The 19,609-nt window shown below is 61.5% G+C and carries 15 protein-coding genes; 10 read left to right on the forward strand and 5 right to left on the reverse strand.

Translation table 11 applies throughout. The features are described from left to right. Positions 1 to 21: 21 nt before the first annotated feature. From LCH65_RS23195 to LCH65_RS23230, 8 genes are all read left to right on the forward strand, one after another. Positions 22 to 1,455 carry a sigma-54 dependent transcriptional regulator gene (locus LCH65_RS23195; RefSeq protein ID WP_003430684.1) on the forward strand — a complete coding sequence of 478 codons (1,434 nt, stop codon included), beginning with the start codon at positions 22 to 24 and terminating at the stop codon, positions 1,453 to 1,455. Between the two features lie 698 nt (positions 1,456 to 2,153). After that, on the forward strand, positions 2,154 to 3,557 hold the full coding sequence (locus LCH65_RS23200) for a polynucleotide adenylyltransferase PcnB (RefSeq protein ID WP_003345072.1): 1,404 nt from the start codon (positions 2,154 to 2,156) through the stop codon (positions 3,555 to 3,557). Beyond that, the gene (folK, locus tag LCH65_RS23205) at positions 3,550 to 4,056 is read left to right on the forward strand and encodes a 2-amino-4-hydroxy-6-hydroxymethyldihydropteridine diphosphokinase (RefSeq protein ID WP_096107525.1); all 507 of its coding nucleotides are present in this window, start codon (positions 3,550 to 3,552) and stop codon (positions 4,054 to 4,056) included. The genes LCH65_RS23200 and folK overlap by 8 nt, the downstream gene beginning before the upstream one ends. Positions 4,057 to 4,284: 228 nt before the next feature. Then, positions 4,285 to 5,085 (forward strand): 3-methyl-2-oxobutanoate hydroxymethyltransferase, encoded by an 801-nt coding sequence (gene panB, locus LCH65_RS23210; RefSeq protein WP_003423024.1) that lies wholly within the window; start codon positions 4,285 to 4,287, stop codon positions 5,083 to 5,085. Then, positions 5,082 to 5,933: a pantoate--beta-alanine ligase gene (gene panC, locus LCH65_RS23215; protein WP_096127993.1), complete on the forward strand. Its 852-nt coding sequence runs from the start codon at positions 5,082 to 5,084 to the stop codon at positions 5,931 to 5,933. Before panB ends, panC begins: the two co-directional genes overlap by 4 nt. A 253-nt stretch (positions 5,934 to 6,186) precedes the next feature. Then, positions 6,187 to 7,851 carry a glucose-6-phosphate isomerase gene (gene pgi / locus LCH65_RS23220; protein WP_003371334.1) on the forward strand — a complete coding sequence of 555 codons (1,665 nt, stop codon included), beginning with the start codon at positions 6,187 to 6,189 and terminating at the stop codon, positions 7,849 to 7,851. A gap of 260 nt (positions 7,852 to 8,111) precedes the next feature. Further along, positions 8,112 to 8,978: an oxygenase MpaB family protein gene (locus LCH65_RS23225; protein ID WP_226439832.1), complete on the forward strand. Its 867-nt coding sequence runs from the start codon at positions 8,112 to 8,114 to the stop codon at positions 8,976 to 8,978. A 107-nt stretch (positions 8,979 to 9,085) separates the two neighbouring features. Beyond that, positions 9,086 to 10,264, forward strand: coding sequence for an acetyl-CoA C-acetyltransferase (locus LCH65_RS23230; RefSeq protein WP_044310162.1), 1,179 nt, complete (start codon positions 9,086 to 9,088; stop codon positions 10,262 to 10,264). A gap of 39 nt (positions 10,265 to 10,303) precedes the next feature. On the opposite strand, the gene LCH65_RS23235 is transcribed toward LCH65_RS23230, so the two are convergent. From LCH65_RS23235 to ptsP, 3 genes are read right to left on the reverse strand one after another with little or no spacing between them, the layout of a single operon-like run. Then, positions 10,304 to 12,046, reverse strand: a complete 1,743-nt coding sequence (locus tag LCH65_RS23235) for a PTS fructose-like transporter subunit IIB (RefSeq protein ID WP_226439833.1) — start codon at positions 12,044 to 12,046, stop codon at positions 10,304 to 10,306. A 12-nt stretch (positions 12,047 to 12,058) separates the two neighbouring features. Continuing rightward, the gene (gene pfkB, locus LCH65_RS23240; protein WP_003430696.1) at positions 12,059 to 13,000 is read right to left on the reverse strand and encodes a 1-phosphofructokinase; all 942 of its coding nucleotides are present in this window, start codon (positions 12,998 to 13,000) and stop codon (positions 12,059 to 12,061) included. Next, entirely contained in the window at positions 13,000 to 15,870 is a 2,871-nt protein-coding gene (gene ptsP, locus LCH65_RS23245) for a phosphoenolpyruvate--protein phosphotransferase (RefSeq protein WP_226439834.1), read from the reverse strand. Before ptsP ends, pfkB begins: the two co-directional genes overlap by 1 nt. 355 nt (positions 15,871 to 16,225) lie before the next feature. Here ptsP and cra point away from each other — a divergent pair, with 355 nt between their 5' ends. After that, positions 16,226 to 17,221: a catabolite repressor/activator gene (gene cra, locus LCH65_RS23250; RefSeq protein ID WP_003371318.1), complete on the forward strand. Its 996-nt coding sequence runs from the start codon at positions 16,226 to 16,228 to the stop codon at positions 17,219 to 17,221. After that, positions 17,218 to 18,018, forward strand: coding sequence for a TatD family hydrolase (locus LCH65_RS23255; RefSeq protein WP_226439835.1), 801 nt, complete (start codon positions 17,218 to 17,220; stop codon positions 18,016 to 18,018). The genes cra and LCH65_RS23255 overlap by 4 nt, the downstream gene beginning before the upstream one ends. Before the next feature lie 34 nt (positions 18,019 to 18,052). Here LCH65_RS23255 and ampE read toward each other — a convergent pair whose 3' ends face one another. Together ampE and ampD are read right to left on the reverse strand one after the other, a co-directional pair. After that, positions 18,053 to 18,889 carry a regulatory signaling modulator protein AmpE gene (gene ampE, locus LCH65_RS23260; RefSeq protein ID WP_003371314.1) on the reverse strand — a complete coding sequence of 279 codons (837 nt, stop codon included), beginning with the start codon at positions 18,887 to 18,889 and terminating at the stop codon, positions 18,053 to 18,055. Between the two features lie 15 nt (positions 18,890 to 18,904). Continuing rightward, positions 18,905 to 19,453: a 1,6-anhydro-N-acetylmuramyl-L-alanine amidase AmpD gene (gene ampD / locus LCH65_RS23265; RefSeq protein WP_072367067.1), complete on the reverse strand. Its 549-nt coding sequence runs from the start codon at positions 19,451 to 19,453 to the stop codon at positions 18,905 to 18,907. Between the last annotated feature and the right edge of the window lie 156 nt (positions 19,454 to 19,609).

The following is a 19,609-nucleotide window of genomic DNA, read 5'->3' on the forward strand; positions in this document are numbered from 1 at the left end:
ACCGTCGAGAGAACTGAATCAATGCCGCATATTTTGATCGTCGAAGACGAAACGATTATCCGCTCAGCCCTGCGTCGCCTGCTTGAACGCAACCAGTATGAAGTCAGTGAAGCCGGCTCCGTTCAAGAGGCTCAGGAACGCTTCAGCATCCCGTCGTTCGATCTGATCGTCAGCGACCTGCGCCTGCCTGGCGCGCCCGGCACCGAGCTGATCAAGCTCGGCGAAGGCAAACCGGTGCTGATCATGACCAGTTACGCGAGCCTGCGCTCGGCGGTCGACTCGATGAAGATGGGCGCGGTGGACTACATCGCCAAACCCTTCGATCACGATGAAATGCTCCAGGCAGTCTCGCGGATCCTGCGTGATCGACAGACGGTCAAGCACCTTCAGGACGAGCGCAACGCCACCGCCAAAACCAGCAGCGCTGAAAAAGGCCCGGCACAGAACCATAATGGCGAGATCGGCATCATCGGCTCATGCCCGCCCATGCTCGATCTCTACAGCAAGATCCGCAAAGTCGCCCCGACTGATTCCAATGTTCTGATTCAAGGGGAATCAGGCACTGGCAAGGAACTGGTCGCCCGCGCCCTGCACAATCTCTCACGCCGCGCCAAGGCGCCGATGATTTCCGTCAACTGTGCGGCCATTCCCGAATCGCTGATCGAATCCGAACTGTTCGGTCACGAGAAAGGCGCGTTCACCGGAGCCAGCGCAGGCCGTGCAGGTCTGGTTGAGGCCGCTGACGGTGGCACGCTGTTTCTCGATGAAATCGGCGAACTGCCGCTGGAAGCGCAGGCTCGCCTGTTGCGCGTATTGCAAGAGGGCGAAATCCGTCGCGTCGGCTCGGTGCAATCGCAAAAGGTCGACGTACGCCTGATTGCCGCGACCCACAGGGACCTGAAAACGCTGGCCAAAAATGGCGAGTTTCGTGAAGACCTGTTCTATCGCTTGCACGTCATCGCCCTGAAACTCCCGGCGCTGCGGGAACGTGGCAGCGACATCCTGGAAATCGCCCGTGCGTTCCTGGCTCGCCAGAGCAGCAAGGTCGGGCGCGACGACCTCAAATTTGCACATGACGCGGAACAGGCTATCCGCCATTACAGTTGGCCGGGCAACGTACGCGAGCTGGAAAACGCCGTGGAACGCTCGGTGATTCTGTGCGAGAACCCGGAAATCACCGCTGACCTGCTGGGTATCGACATTGAGCTCGACGGGCTGGATGACGACGAATACATGGGCATGGCGCCGTTGCCGGGCTCTTCTGGCTCGACGGGCAACGAGCCCGCCGAAGACCTGTCGCTCGAAGACTATTTTCAGCACTTCGTTCTGGAGCATCAGGACCATATGACTGAGACCGAGCTGGCGCGCAAACTGGGTGTCAGTCGCAAATGTCTGTGGGAGCGCCGTCAGCGTCTGGGTATCCCGCGTCGCAAGGGCGTCGCCAACGAGACATAAAATCAGCCCAAGGCTCTGGCACGCGGTGCGCAGGGCGGGGACAAACTGTTACCTCACGCGCTTCACGTAACAAAAGCCGGGTCTTACGGTAACGCAGGCCCGGCTTTTTTGTGCGCACTCGAACGGCCTTTCGCCCGCAAAGGCCCGGTTTACGGGGTCTGTTCAAAGTTGGCACAGCTTCTGCTATGTGCTTGGTACAAGAAGAACAACAAGCCGTACGACACCCATAATAAAAACAATACGAATCGACTCACGCATAACAAGAACAACACGGCGGAGGCGCAGCTAACTGATTCTTTTGGAGAGGAGTTGTATTGGGGGCTTGCCCCGCAACCAGGCCGAGAACAACAAAAACTACCCTTAGGTAGCGCCTGAACTGGTTGGATCGAATGATCATTGCAACGCAGCGACCAAAGCAATCCGTTTGCTCTTGACTCCCGATTGGGAGGTTTCACAGACGCAAGTCTCGTGAATGGGCACTCAACAAAAACAAGAAGCCCAGGCAGAAAACAATAATAAAGAGCACACACTTTGGGGGAGCTTCGGCTCCCCCAGTAGCTTCCCCGCCTTGATCCGCGCCATCGCTTACCCTTCCGCGACAGCTTCCTACACCATCACTCGACTAAATGCTAGAATCCCCGCCCATCATGCGGTCATTCCACGTTTTTGGCCGAATATTCCTTCAAACAGTGCATCCCATGCTGAAGAAGTTGTTCCAGTCATTTCGTTCCCCACTGCGCAAACCGCAGCAACACACGCGCACCACGCCTGAAGTGCTCAACAGCAGCCAACATTCGCTGCAACGCAGTCAGTTCAGCCGCTATGCCGTGAATATCGTCGAGCGCCTGCAGAATGCCGGCTACCAGGCCTATCTGGTCGGTGGCTGCGTACGCGACATGATGCTCAACATCACGCCCAAGGATTTCGACGTCGCCACCAGCGCCACGCCCGAACAGGTGCGTGCCGAATTCCGCAACGCGCGGATCATCGGTCGTCGGTTCAAGCTGGTGCACATCCACTTCGGTCGCGAAATCATCGAAGTGGCGACATTCCGCGCCAATCATCCTCAGGATGACGAAGAAGAGGACAGCAACCAGTCCTCGCGCAATGAAAGCGGACGCATCCTGCGTGACAACGTATACGGCACGCTTGAAGAAGACGCCCAGCGTCGCGACTTCACGATCAACGCGCTTTACTACGATCCGGTCAGCGAGCGCGTTCTGGATTACGCCAACGGCGTGCATGACATCCGCAATCGCCTGATCCGCCTGATCGGCGATCCGGAGCAGCGTTATAAAGAAGACCCGGTGCGCATGCTGCGTGCCGTGCGCTTCGCGGCCAAGCTGGACTTCGGCATCGAGAAGCACAGCGCTCAACCGATCCGCGCACTGGCGCCGATGCTGCGTGACATTCCGTCGGCCCGCCTGTTCGAAGAAGTGCTCAAACTGTTCCTCTCCGGGCACGCTGCCCCCACCTTTGAAATGCTGGTGGACCTGGAGCTGTTCGAACCGTTGTTCCCGGCCAGCTCCAAGGCCCTGGAATACAACCCGACCTACACCCATACGCTGATCAGCAATGCGCTGATCAATACCGACCTGCGCATCAAGCAGAACAAACCGGTCACGCCGGCGTTTCTGTTTGCTGCCCTGCTCTGGCCTGCGCTGCCAGCCAAGGTGCTGCGCGCCCAGGAACGTGGCATGCCGCCGATTGCAGCGATGCAGGAAGCCGCTCACGAACTGATCATCGAGCAATGCCAGCGCATCGCGATTCCCAAGCGCTTCACCCTGCCGATCCGCGAGATCTGGGACATGCAGGAGCGCCTGCCGCGCCGTTCGGGCAAACGCGCCGACCTGCTGCTCGACAACTCGCGGTTCCGCGCGGGCTACGACTTCCTGCTGTTGCGTGAAACAGCGGGCGAGCAGACCGATGGTCTGGGCCAGTGGTGGACCGATTATCAGGACTGCAACGACAGCGAACGCCGCGACATGATTCGCGACCTGAGCAACAAGCCTGAAGCGGCGGGCACAGCCCCGCGCAAGCGTCGTCGTAACAGCGGCGCCAAACGCAAGCGCACCACGGGCGAGGCGCAAAGCGGTGAGTGAACCGCTGTTGGCCACTGAACGCGTGTATATCGGTCTGGGCAGCAACCTGGCTGACCCGGCCGAACAATTGCGCAGCGCCCTCAAAGCCATTTCGCAGTTGCCCGATTGTCACTTGAGCGGCGTGTCGTCCTTCTATATCAGCGACTCGCTACTGCCAGGCCAACCGCGCTTCACCAATGCCGTCGCGGCAATCGACACTGCTCTGCCCCCCCTGACGCTGCTTGACGCGCTACAAGCCATTGAGCTGGATCAGGGCCGCGAACGCCATGAACGCTGGGGGCCGCGCACGCTGGACCTCGATATTCTGCTGTTCGGCGACCGTCTGATTGACGAACCACGCCTCAAAGTGCCGCATTACCACATGCAGGCCAGGGCATTCGTGCTGTACCCACTGGCAGAGCTGGCTCCAGAGCTGACACTGGCCGACGGGCGCCCACTGAATCGCCTGCTTGATGAATGCCCGTTCACAGGTCTTGAGCGTCTGCCTGCCGAGGCATGAAGCCTGTCTGTCACCGCACCGGTGTAACCGGTCGGACGCACAAGTAACACCTTCAATTGACTTCACGCCCCCTCCTCACGAAGATAGGCCTCCCGCCGCCACACCACAGGCGAACGGGCGCGAAACAGGCCTTTGCAAAACACCGCGATACGACGGTGTGCCTGCTTTTCCAGGATGACTCTCACGCGCTGAGCACCCGTCTTCACAGCGCCTGATGGAGGACTTTACATGCCGAACATAACCGTTACGTCGCTGCTGGCCATGAAGCAGAAGGGTGAGAAAATCACCATGCTGACCTGCTACGACGCAACTTTCGCCCACACGGCCTCCCAGGCGGGTGTCGAAGTGCTGCTGATAGGCGACTCGCTGGGCATGGTCCTGCAGGGTCACGACAGCACCCTGCCTGTTACCACGGCTGAAACGGCGTACCACGTCGCCTGTGTGAAACGCGGCAACCAGGGCGCGATGATTCTCGCCGACCTGCCGTTCATGGCCAACGCAACGCTGGAACAGACCCTGATCAACAGCGCAACGCTGATGCAGGCGGGCGCACACATGATCAAGGTCGAAGGCGCTGCATGGCTGGCCGAGTCGATCCGTTTGCTGGCCGAGCGCGGCATTCCGGTGTGCGCGCACATGGGCCTGACCCCACAGGCCGTCAACGTGCTGGGCGGCTACAAGGTTCAGGGTCGGCTGGAGGCGCAGGCCAGGCAGATGCGCGCCGATGCAATCGCGCTGGAACAGGCGGGCGCAGCGATGATCCTGCTGGAGTGCGTACCCAGCGAACTGGCTGAGGAAATCACCCAGGCAGTGAAGGTCCCGGTCATCGGCATTGGCGCAGGCAGCGCTACCGACGGTCAGGTCCTGGTGCTGCACGACATGCTCGGCCTGTCCATCACCGGGCGCGTGCCCAAGTTCGTGAAAAATTTCATGACCGGCCAGCCCGACATCCAGTCGGCTATCCGGGCCTACGTGGCCGCAGTCAAAGACGTCAGCTTTCCGGCCACTGAACACGGATTCTCGGCATGAACACAGTAAAAACCGTACAGGACCTGCGCGCCGCTGTTGCGCGGGCACGCAGCGAAGGCAAGCGCATCGCGCTGACCCCGACGATGGGCAACCTGCACAGCGGCCACGCCGCGCTGGTCACCAAGGCGGCGCAGCGTGCCGATTTCGTGGTCGCTACCATTTTCGTCAATCCGCTGCAGTTCGGTCCCAACGAAGACCTGGCCACCTACCCTCGCACGCTGGCTGCCGATCAGGAAAAACTCCTGCAGGCCGGCTGCAACCTGCTGTTCACGCCAAGCGTGGAGGAAATGTACCCGCACGGCATGGCCGACCAGACACTGGTCAGCGTGCCGCACCTGTCGCAAGGCCTGTGTGGCGCCAGCCGCCCCGGCCATTTCGAAGGTGTCGCGACCGTGGTCAGCAAGCTGTTCAACATGGTGCAGCCTGACCTGGCGATCTTTGGTGAAAAAGACTTCCAGCAACTGGCCGTGATTCGGGCCATGGTCCGTGATCTGAACATGCCGATCCAGATCATCGGCGAGCCGACGGTACGTGCCGACGATGGCCTGGCGCTGTCCTCGCGCAACGGTTATCTGAGCGACGATCAGCGCGCCGCGGCACCCGCGCTGTATCAGGCGATTCGCCAGACCGCCGACGCGATCAGGGCAGGCGAGCAGGATTTCGATGCGCTGCTGGCGAGCAAGAGGCAGCAACTGGAGGCCGCCGGTTTTCGCGTCGACTATCTGGAGATACGCGATGCCACCAGCCTGCGTCCGACGACTGCCGAGAATCGCGACCTGGTCATCCTCGCAGCGGCATTCCTGGGCAAAACCCGCTTGATCGATAACCTGCACCTGACCAGAAGCTGACAGGATGTGCGCAGGCAATGAACTAAGACACACCGGTAATGCCATACCGGTACAGGTTGCCTGGACCACAGCCGACAGTATTCGAGACAAAACCCCGGTTGCCTGTGTGCGAAAAAGTACCGGGGTCATGTAAGGCGAGGCGCAGACAAACAGGTACGCGAAGGGTAGTCTGCGATGTGTAGCCCGTGAGAAAGCTTGCGACCTCGCTCCAAGAATATCCAAAGACAGAACCAGTTAAAGGAAACCCGCAGCGATGGCGTACTACCGCACTCCTTCCGATGTGACCGCTCTGCCCGCTTGGCAAGCGTTGAGCAAACACCGCCAGGCCATGCAGAATTTCAGCATGCGCGAAGCGTTCAACACCGACCCGCAGCGCTTCAGCCAATTCACCCTCAGCAGCGCTGGCCTGTTTCTCGATTATTCCAAAAACCTGATCACCACCGAGACCCGCGACCTGTTGGTCAGCCTGGCTGGCGAAGTGGGCCTCAAGGAGGCGATCAAGGCTCAGTATGACGGCGAGCTGGTCAACTCATCCGAAGGCCGCCCTGCTCTGCACACCGCTCTGCGCCGTCCGGTCGGCGACAAGTTGAAAGTCAACGGCGTCGATGTGATGCCGGACGTACACCGCGTACTCAATCAGATGACCGAACTGGTCGGCCGCATCCATGACGGCCTGTGGCGCGGTTACACCGAAAAACCGATTACCGACGTGGTGAACATCGGCATCGGCGGCTCGTTCCTCGGTCCGGAGCTGGTCTCCGAAGCGCTGGTGGCCTACGCGCACAAGGGTGTCCGCTGCCATTACCTGGCCAACATCGACGGCAGCGAGTTTCACGAGTTGTCGATGAAGATTCGTGCCGAGACCACGCTGTTCATCGTCTCGTCGAAATCCTTCAACACGCTGGAAACCCTGAAAAACGCTCAGGCTGCACGTGCCTGGTACCTGGCGCAGGGCGGCTCGGAAGTCGAACTGCATCGCCACTTCATCGCGGTGTCCAGCAACAACGCGGCGGCCGTGGCCTTCGGCATCCGTGAAGAAAACATCTTCCCGATGTGGGACTGGGTCGGCGGTCGCTATTCGCTGTGGTCGGCCATCGGTCTGCCTATCGCGCTGGCCATCGGCATGTCCAACTTCAAGGAACTGCTGTCCGGTGCCTACACCATGGACCAGCATTTCCAGAGCGCGCCGTTCGAGCAGAACATGCCGGTGTTGCTGGGCTTGCTGGGCGTCTGGTACGGCAATTTCTGGGGCGCACAAAGCCACGCGATCCTGCCGTACGATCACTATCTGCGTAACATCACCAAGCACTTGCAACAACTGGACATGGAATCCAACGGCAAGAGCGTCCGTCAGGACGGTACGCCGACGTCGACCGATACCGGGCCGGTGATCTGGGGTGGCGTGGGCGCCAATGGTCAGCACGCTTACCACCAGTTGCTGCACCAGGGCACGCAGATGATTCCGGCCGACTTCATTGTGCCGATCGTCAGCTTCAACCCGGTTGCCGACCATCACCAGTGGCTGTACGCCAACTGCCTGTCGCAAAGCCAGGCACTGATGATGGGCAAGACCCGCGCAGAAGCCGAAACAGAACTGCGCGAGAAGGGTATGGATGAGCAAGAGGTGCAGAAGCTGGCACCGCACAAGGTCATCCCCGGCAACCGTCCGAGTAATACGCTGGTGGTCGAGCGCATCAGCCCGCGTCGTCTTGGCGCGCTGGTGGCCATGTACGAACACAAGGTGTTCGTGCAGAGCGTGATCTGGGGCACCAACGCCTTTGACCAATGGGGTGTGGAGCTGGGCAAGGAAATGGGCAAGGCGGTCTACCAGCGCCTGACCGGCGGCACCGAAGAGCCGGCTGACGATGCATCGACCCAAGGTCTGATCAACTACTTCCGCGGCCGTCACCGCGGCTGATTTGTCCCTCTCATGGTTATGACCATCGTTCCCACGCTCCGCGTGGGAATGCCGTTCGTAACGCTCTGCGTCACAAAAAGGACGCAAAGCGTCCAGAACTGCATGCCGACGCGAAGCGTCGGCACGATAGTCATTTGGATTTGTGTATAACGTCGACACGATAGTCAGTTGGACTTGTGCATCACAGTGAGCGCTGCGCGCTTGGCATGAGAGCTTCAGTCAGTTTTATCCACGCCCTCCCCCGATGCCCTGAGCACGACATGGAATTCATCCGCACCCGCATCGAAACCCAGGTCATCAGCCTTACCGGCCTGGCGCTGGGTCAACTTGATCTGGAAAGCCCCAAGGGCGATCCGGGCCTGTTTGGCCCTCAGGCGGTGTGCTGGAAGGTGCATGGCGATTTCACCAGCATGCTGGTCGGCGGCATCAGCGCATTGATGCTGCAGGCTTTGCACCCGCTGGCACTGGCGGGCATCTGGGACCACTCCAACTTTCGTCAGGACATGCTCGGCCGCCTGCGCCGTACCGGGCAGTTTCTGTCCGGCACCACCTATGGCTCAACGCGAGATGCCAACTGGCTGATCGACAAGGTCCGCACCATTCACCTCAACATCGTCGGCACCGCGCCCGATGGTCGGCCGTATGCCGCCAGCGATCCGGATTTGCTGACCTGGGTGCATGTGGCTGAAGTCAGCAGCTTTCTCGCAGCCCATCTGCGCTACCTCAACCCGGATATGTCGCTCGCCGATCAGGACGCGTATTACGCTGAAACAGCGCTGGTTGCCGAGCGACTCGGTGCACACAACGTTCCACGCTCGCATCAGGCCATCGCTGACTATCTGGCAGACATTCGTGGCCAACTGGTCTGTGACGCACGCAGCCGCGAAGTGCTGCGCCTGCTGCTTGACGCGCCTGCCCCCAACTGGCTGGCCAAGCCGTTTGGCGTGTTGATGATGCGCGCCGGTATCGATCTGCTGCCGGACTGGGCCAGTGACATGCTCGACATCACGCAAAGCCCCTTCAAACGCCGGATGATCCGCCTGGGCGTCAATAACACTGCGCCCATTCTGCGCTGGGCCGTGCGCGACGGATCGGCGCAACGTGCCAGGCGCCGCATGGACGTTTGAACCATACGTGACGGTTTGCGGCAAACCGTGACCGAGCGGTTCACGGTTGGAACCTGCCTGCCTATCTGTGCCACCATGAGCGCTCAATAACAATGAGGATCAGCACCATGCTCGACGTCGTTATCGTCGCCGCCACCCGTACCGCCGTGGGCAGCTTTCAGGGCTCACTGGCCTCTGTCGCCGCAGTCGACCTCGGCGCAGCGGTCATTCGTCAACTGCTTGCCCGCACCGGCGTGGACGGCGCGCAGGTCGATGAAGTCATCATGGGTCAGGTGCTGACCGCAGGCGCTGGTCAGAACCCGGCGCGACAGGCAGCCATCAAGGCCGGCCTGCCCTTCTCGGTACCGGCCATGACCCTGAACAAGGTCTGCGGCTCCGGCCTCAAGGCCCTGCACCTGGCGACCCAGGCGATCCGCTGCGGCGACGCCGAGATCATCATCGCCGGCGGCCAGGAAAACATGAGCCTGTCCAACTACGTGCTGCCGGGCGCGCGCACCGGTCTGCGCATGGGCCACGCCAGCATGGTCGATACAATGATCACTGACGGCCTGTGGGATGCATTCAATGATTACCACATGGGCATCACCGCCGAGAACCTCGCGCAGCAGTACGATATCAGTCGTGAAGCCCAGGACGAGTTCGCCGCCTTGTCTCAGCAAAAGGCGATGGCTGCGATTGAAGCCGGACGCTTCGCCGATGAGATCACGCCAATCCTGATCCCCCAGCGCAAGGGTGATCCGCTGTCCTTTGCAACAGACGAGCAGCCCCGCGCCGGCACCACCGCCGAGACCCTTGCCAAGCTCAAGCCCGCCTTCAAAAAGGACGGCACGGTCACCGCCGGCAATGCCTCGTCGCTGAACGACGGGGCTGCCGCCGTGATGCTGATGAGTGCCGCCAAGGCCGAGCAACTGGGTTTGCCGGTGCTGGCGCGCATCGCCGCGTATGCCAACGCCGGTGTCGACCCGGCCATCATGGGCATCGGGCCGGTCAGTGCCACGCGTCGCTGCCTGGACAAGGCTGGCTGGTCGCTGGCCGAACTGGACCTTATCGAAGCCAACGAAGCCTTTGCCGCACAGTCCCTGTCGGTGGGCAAGGAGCTGGGGCTGGATCCGCAGAAGCTCAACGTGAATGGTGGCGCTATCGCCCTTGGCCACCCCATTGGCGCGTCGGGCTGCCGCGTGCTGGTGACACTGCTGCACGAGATGATCAGGCGCGATGTGAAGAAGGGCCTGGCCACGCTGTGCATCGGTGGTGGTCAGGGGGTTGCCCTGGCGCTGGAGCGCTAGGGCAGGCAGAAGGCGCGGGACAGCCCGCGCCTTGCATCATCAGGCGGCTGCGGGCGCCACTTCCATGTCAGCAGGCTCCGGACGCTTGATCAGCGCGTAAATCACGCCGGTCAGCACACTGCCGGCGATGATCGCCACCAGATAAAGCAGCGCATGGTTGATCGCGTTGGGGATCAACATCACGAACAGGCCACCATGCGGTGCCATCAGCTTGCAACCGAAGTACATCGACAACGCACCCGTCAGCGCGCCGCCCACGACACTGGCCGGAATCACCCGCAACGGGTCCTTGGCAGCGAAGGGAATGGCACCTTCCGAGATGAAGCACAGCCCCAGCACGAACGCCGCCTTGCCTGCTTCACGCTCGCTCTGGGCGAACTTGCGGCGAGCCAGGATCGTGGCGATGCCCATGCCGATGGGCGGCACCATACCGGCAGCCATCGCTGTGGCCATCGGCGCGTAGCTCTGGGACGCCAGCAAACCGACCGAGAACGCATAGGACGCCTTGTTGATCGGCCCACCGAGGTCGACGCACATCATTGCGCCCAGCACCACGCCCAACAGGATCGCGTTGGTGGTGCCCATGCTGTCGAGGAAGTGCGTCAAGGCTTCGAGCATCCCGGCAACCGGCTTGCCGACCACGTAAATCATCACCAGACCGGTGAACAGGCTCGACAGCAACGGGATGATCAGAATCGGCTTGAGCGCTTCGACACTGGCCGGCAGACGTGCGTAGCGGTTGATCGCGGCAGCACTGTAACCGGCCAGAAAGCCTGCAACGATACCGCCAATGAAACCGGCACCCAGCGTACTTGCCAACAGACCACCGATCATGCCGGGTGCCAGCCCCGGACGGTCAGCAATCGAATAGGCGATGTAACCGGCCAGCAACGGCACCATCAGTTTGAACGCCGCTTCCCCACCGATCTGCATCAGTGCCGCAGCCAGCGTACCCGGCTCTTTGAACGCGGTGATACCGAACACGAAGGAAAGAGCGATCAACAGCCCGCCCGCCACGACCATCGGCAGCATGAACGACACGCCGGTCAGCAGGTGCTTGTAGACGCCCGTCTTTTCTTGTCTGGCGGGTGACTTGGCGGTGGCCTCATCGGATTCCACCTGCCCTTCCGCCAAGGCTTTTTTCAGGGTCGCCTCGGACTGCTTGAGGGCGATCCCGGTGCCGCAACGGTAGATCTTCTTGCCGGCAAAGCGGTCGGTATTGACCTCGATATCCGCCGCCAGCAGCACCACGTCGGCATCGGCGATGGCCTTGGCGCTGAGCGGGTTGCGCGCACCGACCGAACCCTGGGTTTCGACTTGCAGGTCGTAATTCAGACGCTTGGCAGCCTGCTGGATCGCTTCGGCCGCCATGAACGTGTGCGCGACGCCGGTCGGACAAGCCGTGATCGCAACGATGCGCGGTTGCGCGTCCGTATCACCGCTTGCCTGAGGCGCCGCTGCTTCGGACGCCACATGCACCTGCGCTTCTCGCTCGGCGCGCTGCAGAAAACTGTCGACATCCTGCAACGCATGCGCAGGCGAATCCTGAAACAGGCGTTTGCCGACAAAGCGGCTCAGGTCCACCGGACCGGTATTGACCACCAGGACAAGATCGGCGGCTTCGATGTCCTGAGCGGACAAGTGCTGATCGGCCTTATTGGGATCGATGATTTCGACGCTGGTTTCCCAGCCCTGGCGCAGGGCCGCCGCTTCGAGCAATCGTGCGCTGAGTACGCTGCTGACCTTGCCGTTCGGGCAGGCCGTAACTATGGCTAACTTCATGACGATCCTCTCTTATTGTTCTGAAAGGCTGCGTACAGTGACGCCGCCTTCAAGCCGTTTGAGTTGCGCGGCATCGGTGATGCCGAAACCGATCTGGGTCACCGCCATGGCGGCAATCGCTGTGGCAGTGCGCAAGGTCTTCTGCGGCTCTTGACCGCTGATCAAGCCGTGCACCATGCCTGCCAGCAGCGAGTCACCCGCACCGACCGTACTGGCCACGGTGACCTTGGGCGGCAGTGAATGCAGTGCCACGCTCGGGCTGAACCAGTGCACGCCTTCGGAGCCTTGAGAGATCACCACATGCTCGATGCCCTGCGCCTGCAAACGCGCAGCCGCCTCGGCTTGTGCAGCGATGGAGATGATCGGTGCGTCGAGCGCATCAGCCAGCTCTTCGGTATTGGGTTTGATCAGCCAGGGCCCGGCCTTCAGACCGGCACGCAAGGCCAGACCACTGCTGTCCAGCGCCACTTTCAGACCGAGGTCCTTGAGCATCAGCAACAGTTTTTGCAGCCACTCCGGCGTGACACCGCGCGGCAGACTGCCCGCCACGACCACCACGTCGAAACCCTGAGCGATCTGTTCAACGCGAGTGAACAGCGCTTGCTGAGCCTCTTCACTGACCTGGGGGCCCGGGCCGTTCAAGTCGGTGATGCGGCCACTGCCTTCGGCCAGCTTGATGTTACTGCGCGTTTCGCCCGGCACCCGGACAAACTCGTCGACGAACTGACGGCGCTCGAACAACGCCTCGAACGCTTGCTGATTATCGACACCGAGAAAACCGGCAACGGTCAGGTCATGGCCCAGATCAGCCAGCACCTGCGCCACATTCAGGCCTTTGCCCGCGGCGTGAGTGAGCATCGCCGTGCTGCGGTTGACCTGGCCCAGCTCCAACTGCCCCAACTGCACAGTCAGGTCCAGCGCCGGGTTCATGGTCAGGGTAAGAATCTTCGCCATTACACAGCCTCCACAAGCGCGCGGACTTCAGCGGCGCTGCCCGCCGTCAGCGCATTTTGCGCCAGTTGCTGAGCGCTGCTCAGGGTCAGTTCACGTACGCAGGCCTTGACCTCGCCAATGCTGCGCGCCGAAACACTCAATTCATCCACGCCCAGACCGACCAGAATCGGCACGGCCAGCGGGTCTGCAGCCAGCTCACCGCACACGCCCACCCATTTGCCGTTGGCATGCGCAGCGCGCACGGTCATGTCGATCAGTTGCAGCACCGACGGGTGCAGGCCGTCAGCCTGGGCCGACAGCGTCGGGTGGCCGCGGTCGATGGCCATGGTGTATTGCGTCAGGTCATTGGTGCCGATGCTGAAGAAGTCCACTTCCTTCGCCAGCACCGGAGCGATCAGCGCCGCCGATGGCACCTCGATCATGATCCCCAGTTGCAGGTCGCTGACCGGAATTTCCTCGCGCAGGCGCTGGGTCATGTCCCGCGCCTGACGCCACTCTTCAAGCGTGCCAATCATCGGGAACATGATGCGCAGCGGGCCGCTGTCTGCCGAACGCAACAGGGCGCGAAGCTGGCTTTCCATGATGTCAGGGCGCTGCAGGGTAAGACGGATACCGCGGACGCCGAGGAACGGGTTTTCCTCTTTGGCGATCGGCCAGTAAGGCAGCGGCTTGTCGCCACCGACGTCCAGCGTACGCACCACCAGCGGACGCCCGCCCAGATCGGTCAGCACGCGGCGGTATTCAGCTTCCTGCGTAGCTTCATCGGGCGCCTGGGAATGCGCCATGAACAGCAGTTCGGTACGCAGCAGGCCGACGCCTTCCGCGCCCTGCTCCACGGCGGCCGGTGTGCCGGTGCTGTCGCCGATATTGGCGAAGACTTCGACAGCATGACCATCGCGCGTCACGGCGGGCTCCATGCGTGCTTCGGCTGCCGCCTTGAGACGCTGCTCACGCGCGTCACGGTCCTGAACTGCGCGCTGCAGAGTCGCCTCGTCAGGCGCGACGGTCAGCCGTCCGCGCTGGCTGTCGAGCAGCAGTACGGTGCCCGGCTTGAGCAGCAACACTTCATCACCAGCCCCTACCAGTGCAGGAATGCCCAGCGCACGCGCCACGATGGCGCTGTGCGCGGTGGCACCGCCACGTGCGGTGAGAATACCGGCGACCTGCGCCGGGTCGAGACGGGCAACGTCGGACGGGCCGACTTCGTCCATCACCAGAATGTAGGGTTCGTCCGGGGCCGCAACGGTTTCGACGCCACAGATCTGCGCCAGTACGCGGCGACCGACGTCACGCAGGTCTGCGGCGCGCTCGGCCAGCAACGCGTCCTGTAGCTGTTCCTGCTGAACGGCAGCGGTCTCGATGACCGTGGCCCACGCAGCCGCCGCGCTTTCGTCGTTATTGAGGCGCACCTCGACTTCGTTGGTCAGTTCCGGGTCTTCGAGCATCTCCTGGTGGGTGATGAAGATTTCCCGGATGGCCTTTGATTTGCTGCGCTGAATGAGATTTTCGATATCGCTGCGTACTTCGCCAATCGCCTTGTGCAAGCGCTCGCGCTCGACAGCCACCGACTCACCCCGCTGGGGATAATCGAAGCTTTGCAGCACTTGAATATGCGCCGGCCCCATGGCAATGCCCGGTGAAGCAGAAACGGCCTGCAACACGCTGCCTGCTGGCGGAGCGCTGAGCGGTTTGGCAGCCGCCGGGGCCGGCGCTGGCGCAGCCTCGGTCTGCGAGACAGCAGGCAAGGGTTCGACTTCCTCGCCCAGACCTTGCTCAACGGCAGCGATCAGGGCTGGCAACGCGTCGTCGGCGATGGTCGGCTCGGCAATGAATTCCAGCGTCTGACCACGGCGCGCACCGAGGCTGAGCAGCTTGCTCAGGCTCTTGGCCGACACGGCGGCTTCGCCGGTTTCCAGCACACGCATGCGGATCTCGCCGTCAAACTCCTTGGCCAGCTGCGCCAGTATCTTCGCCGGGCGAGCGTGCAGGCCATGGGCGTTGGCCAGCTGAATCTGCCGGGTCGGCCACTCGGCGGGCAGTTCGCCGCCGAGCGCCTCCAGCACGGCGCGACTGTTGGTGGCGTGACCCAACTCGTGGCCACGGCCTTCGATCAGCAACAGACACAGACGCTCGAGCAGCGCCTGATGCGCCTCACCGAGGCTGGCCAGGCAGAACAGACCGGTCAGCGGCTGACCCAGGTAGCGCATGGGTTTGTCGGGGGTGACGAACGCCAGACCGGGACGCTTGACGGTTTGCTCGCTGTGCAGCCACCAGAGGCCATCACCCAGCGACAACGCTTCCACTTGCTGGAGCACGGCGGCAAAACCGTTGCTCACGCAGTCGGCCTTGCGCAACAGGCGTGCGCCGCGCCAGACCAGTTCTTCGAAATCGTCGGCCGAAACGCCGAGGCTGATCATCTGGGCGTCGAGTGCCAGTTCCTGCGGAGCCCCCTGCAATAGCTTGAGCAGGTCTTCCGGGGTCTTCGCTTCGCGCAGCGCCTGGCCGAGGTCCTCTTCACCCAGTGCGCGCGTCAGCAGTTGCAGCAAACGCAAGTGCTCGTCGGATTTGGCAGCGATACCAATCGCCAGGTAAACCATTTGTCCGTCGCCCCAGTCCACCCCTTCGGGGAACTGCATCAGACGCACACCGGTGGTGAACACCAGGTCGCGGGTTTCGGGTGTACCGTGTGGGATGGCGATGCCCTGACCGAGAAAGGTCGAGCCTTGCTGCTCACGGTTCATCAGCCCGGTGAGGTAGCCCTCGGCAACCAGACCATCAGCGACCAGGTGGTCGGCAATCAGCTTAAGTGCGGCAGTTTTATCCACAGCCGACTGGGCCATGGATATTTGCTCCAGAGTGAGTTCGAGCATTGCCTTGACTCCTGTGCAGCGCCAAGGCGCCACCTGATTCTTGTTTTAATGACGATCACGTGATCGACAGCTTAGGGGGGATGAGGGTGATATCTTTCCGAGCATCGTATCGGACATCACTTTCATCTCGATTGCAGCAGACAACAGGCGTGCTGAATCGTTTAATCTAGAATTGCCCGGCACGTTACTCGATTCTGCGGATTCATTGAAGCCCGGACGGCGCGATCACTGTGGGACAATTCCCAAAATACGTGAAGTACTTGGGAATTTCCTACGGTCTGGTGTAAAGATCAGCGCCATGAAAAAAATAACTCGATTGTCCTGAGCCGCGTACCTAATAAAAGGAAATTCCGGGGTGAAACTGAGCGATATCGCACGTCTGGCAGGTGTTTCTGTCACTACGGCCAGTTACGTGATCAATGGCAAGGCCGAAAAACAGCGCATCAGTCCGGCAACGGTCGAGCGTGTCAAAGCCGTGGTCGAGCAGCACGACTTCCGACCCAACCCGCAAGCGGCGGGTCTGCGCAGCCGCCACAGCAAGACACTGGGCTTCATCCTGCCCGACCTGGAAAACCCCAGCTATGCACGCATTGCCAAATTGCTCGAGCAAGGCGCGCGCAGCCTCGGTTATCAATTGCTGATCGCCAGCTCCGATGACGACCCCGCCAGCGAACTGCAACTGTTGCAGCTGTTCCGCGCCCGCCGTTGCGACGCGCTGCTGGTGGCCAGCTGCCTGCCGACCGGTGACGACAGTTACCGGGAATTGCAGCTCAAGGGCACGCCGATCATCGCCATCGACCGGGAAATGAATCCCGAGTTTTTCTGCTCGGTGGTCAGCGATGACCATGACGCCTGCCAGCAACTGACCCACAGCCTCCTGCAAACCCGACCGCGACATATCGCCCTGATCGGCGCACGCCCTGAACTGAGCATCAGTCGCGCGCGTGCAGCCGGCTTCGAACATGCACTCGACGGGTTTACCGGCGCCACCATCATCGAGCACGGCGAAGCGTTCAGCCGCCAGTGTGGTCAGCGTTTGATGACCGAACTGCTACAGCGCCAGGGACATTTTCCGGACGCGTTGATCACAACGTCTTATGTGCTGCTGCAAGGCGTGTTCGATGTGCTGCAAAGTCAGGTGCTGCAATCGCCTCCACTGCATCTGGGCACCTTCGGCGATACGCAGTTGCTCGATTTTCTGCCGTTGCCCGTCAACGCCATGGCCCAGCAACACCAGTTGATCGCCGACAAGGCCCTGCAACTGGCGCTGGCCGCTATCGAGAAGGACGATTACCAGCCCGGCGTGCATGCGATTGCCAGGGCTTTCAAGCAACGTATTCACGAGGCGTGACTGTGACGCTGATCGATACCCATACCCACCTGGATTTTCCGGATTTCGATGCCGACCGCGCTCAGGTTCTGGACAACTGTCTGACGCTTGGCGTTGAGCGCATGGTGGTGCTTGGGGTGTATCAGCGTAACTGGCAGCGGCTCTGGGAACTGACCGAAGCCAATCCCGCCCTGCACGCAGCGTTCGGCATGCATCCGGTGTACATCGATGAGCACCGTACCGAACACCTGACCGAGCTGGGCAACTGGCTGACGCGCCTGAAAGGCCATCCGCAGTTATGTGCGGTGGGTGAGATCGGTCTGGATTATTACGTAGAGCGCCCGGACAAGGCGCGTCAGCAGACGCTCTTTGACGCGCAATTGCAGCTGGCAGCGGACTTCAACCTGCCCGCCTTGCTGCACGTGCGCCGCAGCCATGCCGATGTGATCTCGACGCTCAAGCGCCACAAACCAAAACGCAGCGGCATCATTCACGCCTTTGCCGGCAGCCGCGAAGAGGCACGCGAATACATCAAACTGGGGTTCAAACTGGGTCTGGGCGGAGCGGCGACCTGGCCGCAGGCACTGCGCATGCATCGGGTCATCGCCGAACTGCCGCTGGACAGCGTGGTGCTGGAAACCGACTCACCGGACATGGCGCCCGCCATGCATCCCTACCAGCGCAACAGCCCGCAGCACTTGCCCTACATTTGCGAGGCCATCGCGGAGCTGATGAAGATCAGCCCCCAGCGACTGGCCCAAGCGAGTACGGACAACGCCTGCGAACTGTTCGACTGGCCTCGCCTGTCACACACCTGATGTCACCTGCCTGACCCGTGCGGCCAGGATCGGATCAGAGCAGAAGGGTCCACAGCGCAAACCCTGCGTACCAGACCACCGCAGCACGTACCAGCAGCTCCCAGAGCATGTCGAGGCCGGTGACGCCCTGCGCGCCCATCATCGGCGGCGGAACCTCGCTGGCGGCGCAGCCAACGCGCGTAATCAATTGCGCAGCACTGATGTTCCAGTTCAGCAGTTCATGCAGCATCACCCGGGTGACCGCCACAAAATTGCCGACTAATGCGAAGCTGGCGGCGAGCAACCTGACCGGCACCCAGTCAAAGGCATGGCGCAACTGCCCTGCGCGCTCGACCAGTGCTGGAGTCTTGCCGTGCTCGGCAGCAAGTGCCAATAGCCTGTAGGCCAACGCAGCCACCGGGCCGAGTACGAAGTACCAGAAAATCACGGCGAAGAAACTCTGAAACGCCTGCCAGAGCAGGTAGCCCTGCACACCCTGCAGCAATTGCTCGCTGTTGTCCGCCTGCACGCCCATGTCGCGCTCGGCCACGTGCACTGCAGCCTGCGCATCGCCGCGTCGGCAGGCATCACGAAACGGCCCGAGCACCGCGACCAGATCCACCCGGCCAAGGCTGTAGATCAACACCAGCAGGTGAATGGGCAGAACCAGCCAGCCATAGGCTACCGAGCCGATGATGGTCAGCGCCAGTTGCAGGATCAGCACGGGCACGAGCACCAGCAGCGCCAGCATCAACCAGGGACGTGTCGAGGTCCGCGGGCTGGCCTCGAGCTTTGCCAGTTCTTTCAGCCACGGCCCGTCACGCTGAACGCGCTGACGCAGGGCAGAAAACTTTTCGATAAGAACGGCCAGCAGTAGCACCAGAAAACTCATTGTTCGTCCCTCACATCAATCCAGCAAAGCCGCTCGAAACCTGGCCCAGTCAAAACAGGGCCCAGGATCAGTCTTGCGTCCCGGCGCCACGTCACTGTGACCACAGATACGCTCGGGGGTGATCGCCTCGAATGCCTGGCGCAACTGTCGCGTCAGGTCGATCAGCGCGTCGTATTGCGCATCGGTGAAAGGCTGGTCATCCGTCCCCTCCAGTTCGATGCCGACAGAAAAGTCATTACACCCTTCCCGGCCCTGAAAACAGGAAACGCCGGCGTGCCACGCACGATCAAGACAAGAGACGAACTGAATGACCTCGCCATCACGTTCAATCAGAAAATGCGCTGAAACGCGCAGATCGGCAATCCCCACAAAGTAGGGATGCTCGTCGGTGTCGAGCCGGTTCTGAAAGAAAGCCTGCACCTTGCCGGTCTTGAATTGCGCTGGCGGCAGGCTGATGTTGTGGATCACCAGCAGCGAGATTTCGCCTTCGGGTCGCGCATTGAAGTTGGGCGAGGGGCAATGCTGCACGCCGTCGCACCAGCCGCTTGCGGAGTCCAGTTGCATGAATGCTCCTTGAACGGGGGTAAATAAGTAGCGCTGATTATGCCCGTGACAGCAGCTGACGTGGGGGTTAGGGTACGGATCCGCGATGTAGGAAACACGCCGTAGATGCAGGGATCTGTGACGGAGCGTCACTGGCACGTGCCGACGCGAGGCGTC

The sequence above is a fragment of the Pseudomonas sp. MWU16-30316 genome, from assembly GCF_020515645.1.
Taxonomy (GTDB): Bacteria; Pseudomonadota; Gammaproteobacteria; order Pseudomonadales; family Pseudomonadaceae; genus Aquipseudomonas; species Aquipseudomonas cerasi.

Coding starts and splice junctions, on each gene's coding strand:
- LCH65_RS23195 (WP_003430684.1), top strand. CDS start 22: ATGCCGCATATTTTGATCGTCGAAGACGAAACGATTATCCGCTCAGCC.
- LCH65_RS23200 (WP_003345072.1), top strand. CDS start 2,154: ATGCTGAAGAAGTTGTTCCAGTCATTTCGTTCCCCACTGCGCAAACCG.
- panB (WP_003423024.1), top strand. CDS start 4,285: ATGCCGAACATAACCGTTACGTCGCTGCTGGCCATGAAGCAGAAGGGT.
- panC (WP_096127993.1), top strand. CDS start 5,082: ATGAACACAGTAAAAACCGTACAGGACCTGCGCGCCGCTGTTGCGCGG.
- pgi (WP_003371334.1), top strand. CDS start 6,187: ATGGCGTACTACCGCACTCCTTCCGATGTGACCGCTCTGCCCGCTTGG.
- LCH65_RS23225 (WP_226439832.1), top strand. CDS start 8,112: ATGGAATTCATCCGCACCCGCATCGAAACCCAGGTCATCAGCCTTACC.
- LCH65_RS23230 (WP_044310162.1), top strand. CDS start 9,086: ATGCTCGACGTCGTTATCGTCGCCGCCACCCGTACCGCCGTGGGCAGC.
- LCH65_RS23235 (WP_226439833.1), bottom strand. CDS start 12,046: ATGAAGTTAGCCATAGTTACGGCCTGCCCGAACGGCAAGGTCAGCAGC.
- pfkB (WP_003430696.1), bottom strand. CDS start 13,000: ATGGCGAAGATTCTTACCCTGACCATGAACCCGGCGCTGGACCTGACT.
- ptsP (WP_226439834.1), bottom strand. CDS start 15,870: ATGCTCGAACTCACTCTGGAGCAAATATCCATGGCCCAGTCGGCTGTG.
- ampE (WP_003371314.1), bottom strand. CDS start 18,889: ATGAGTTTTCTGGTGCTACTGCTGGCCGTTCTTATCGAAAAGTTTTCT.
- ampD (WP_072367067.1), bottom strand. CDS start 19,453: ATGCAACTGGACTCCGCAAGCGGCTGGTGCGACGGCGTGCAGCATTGC.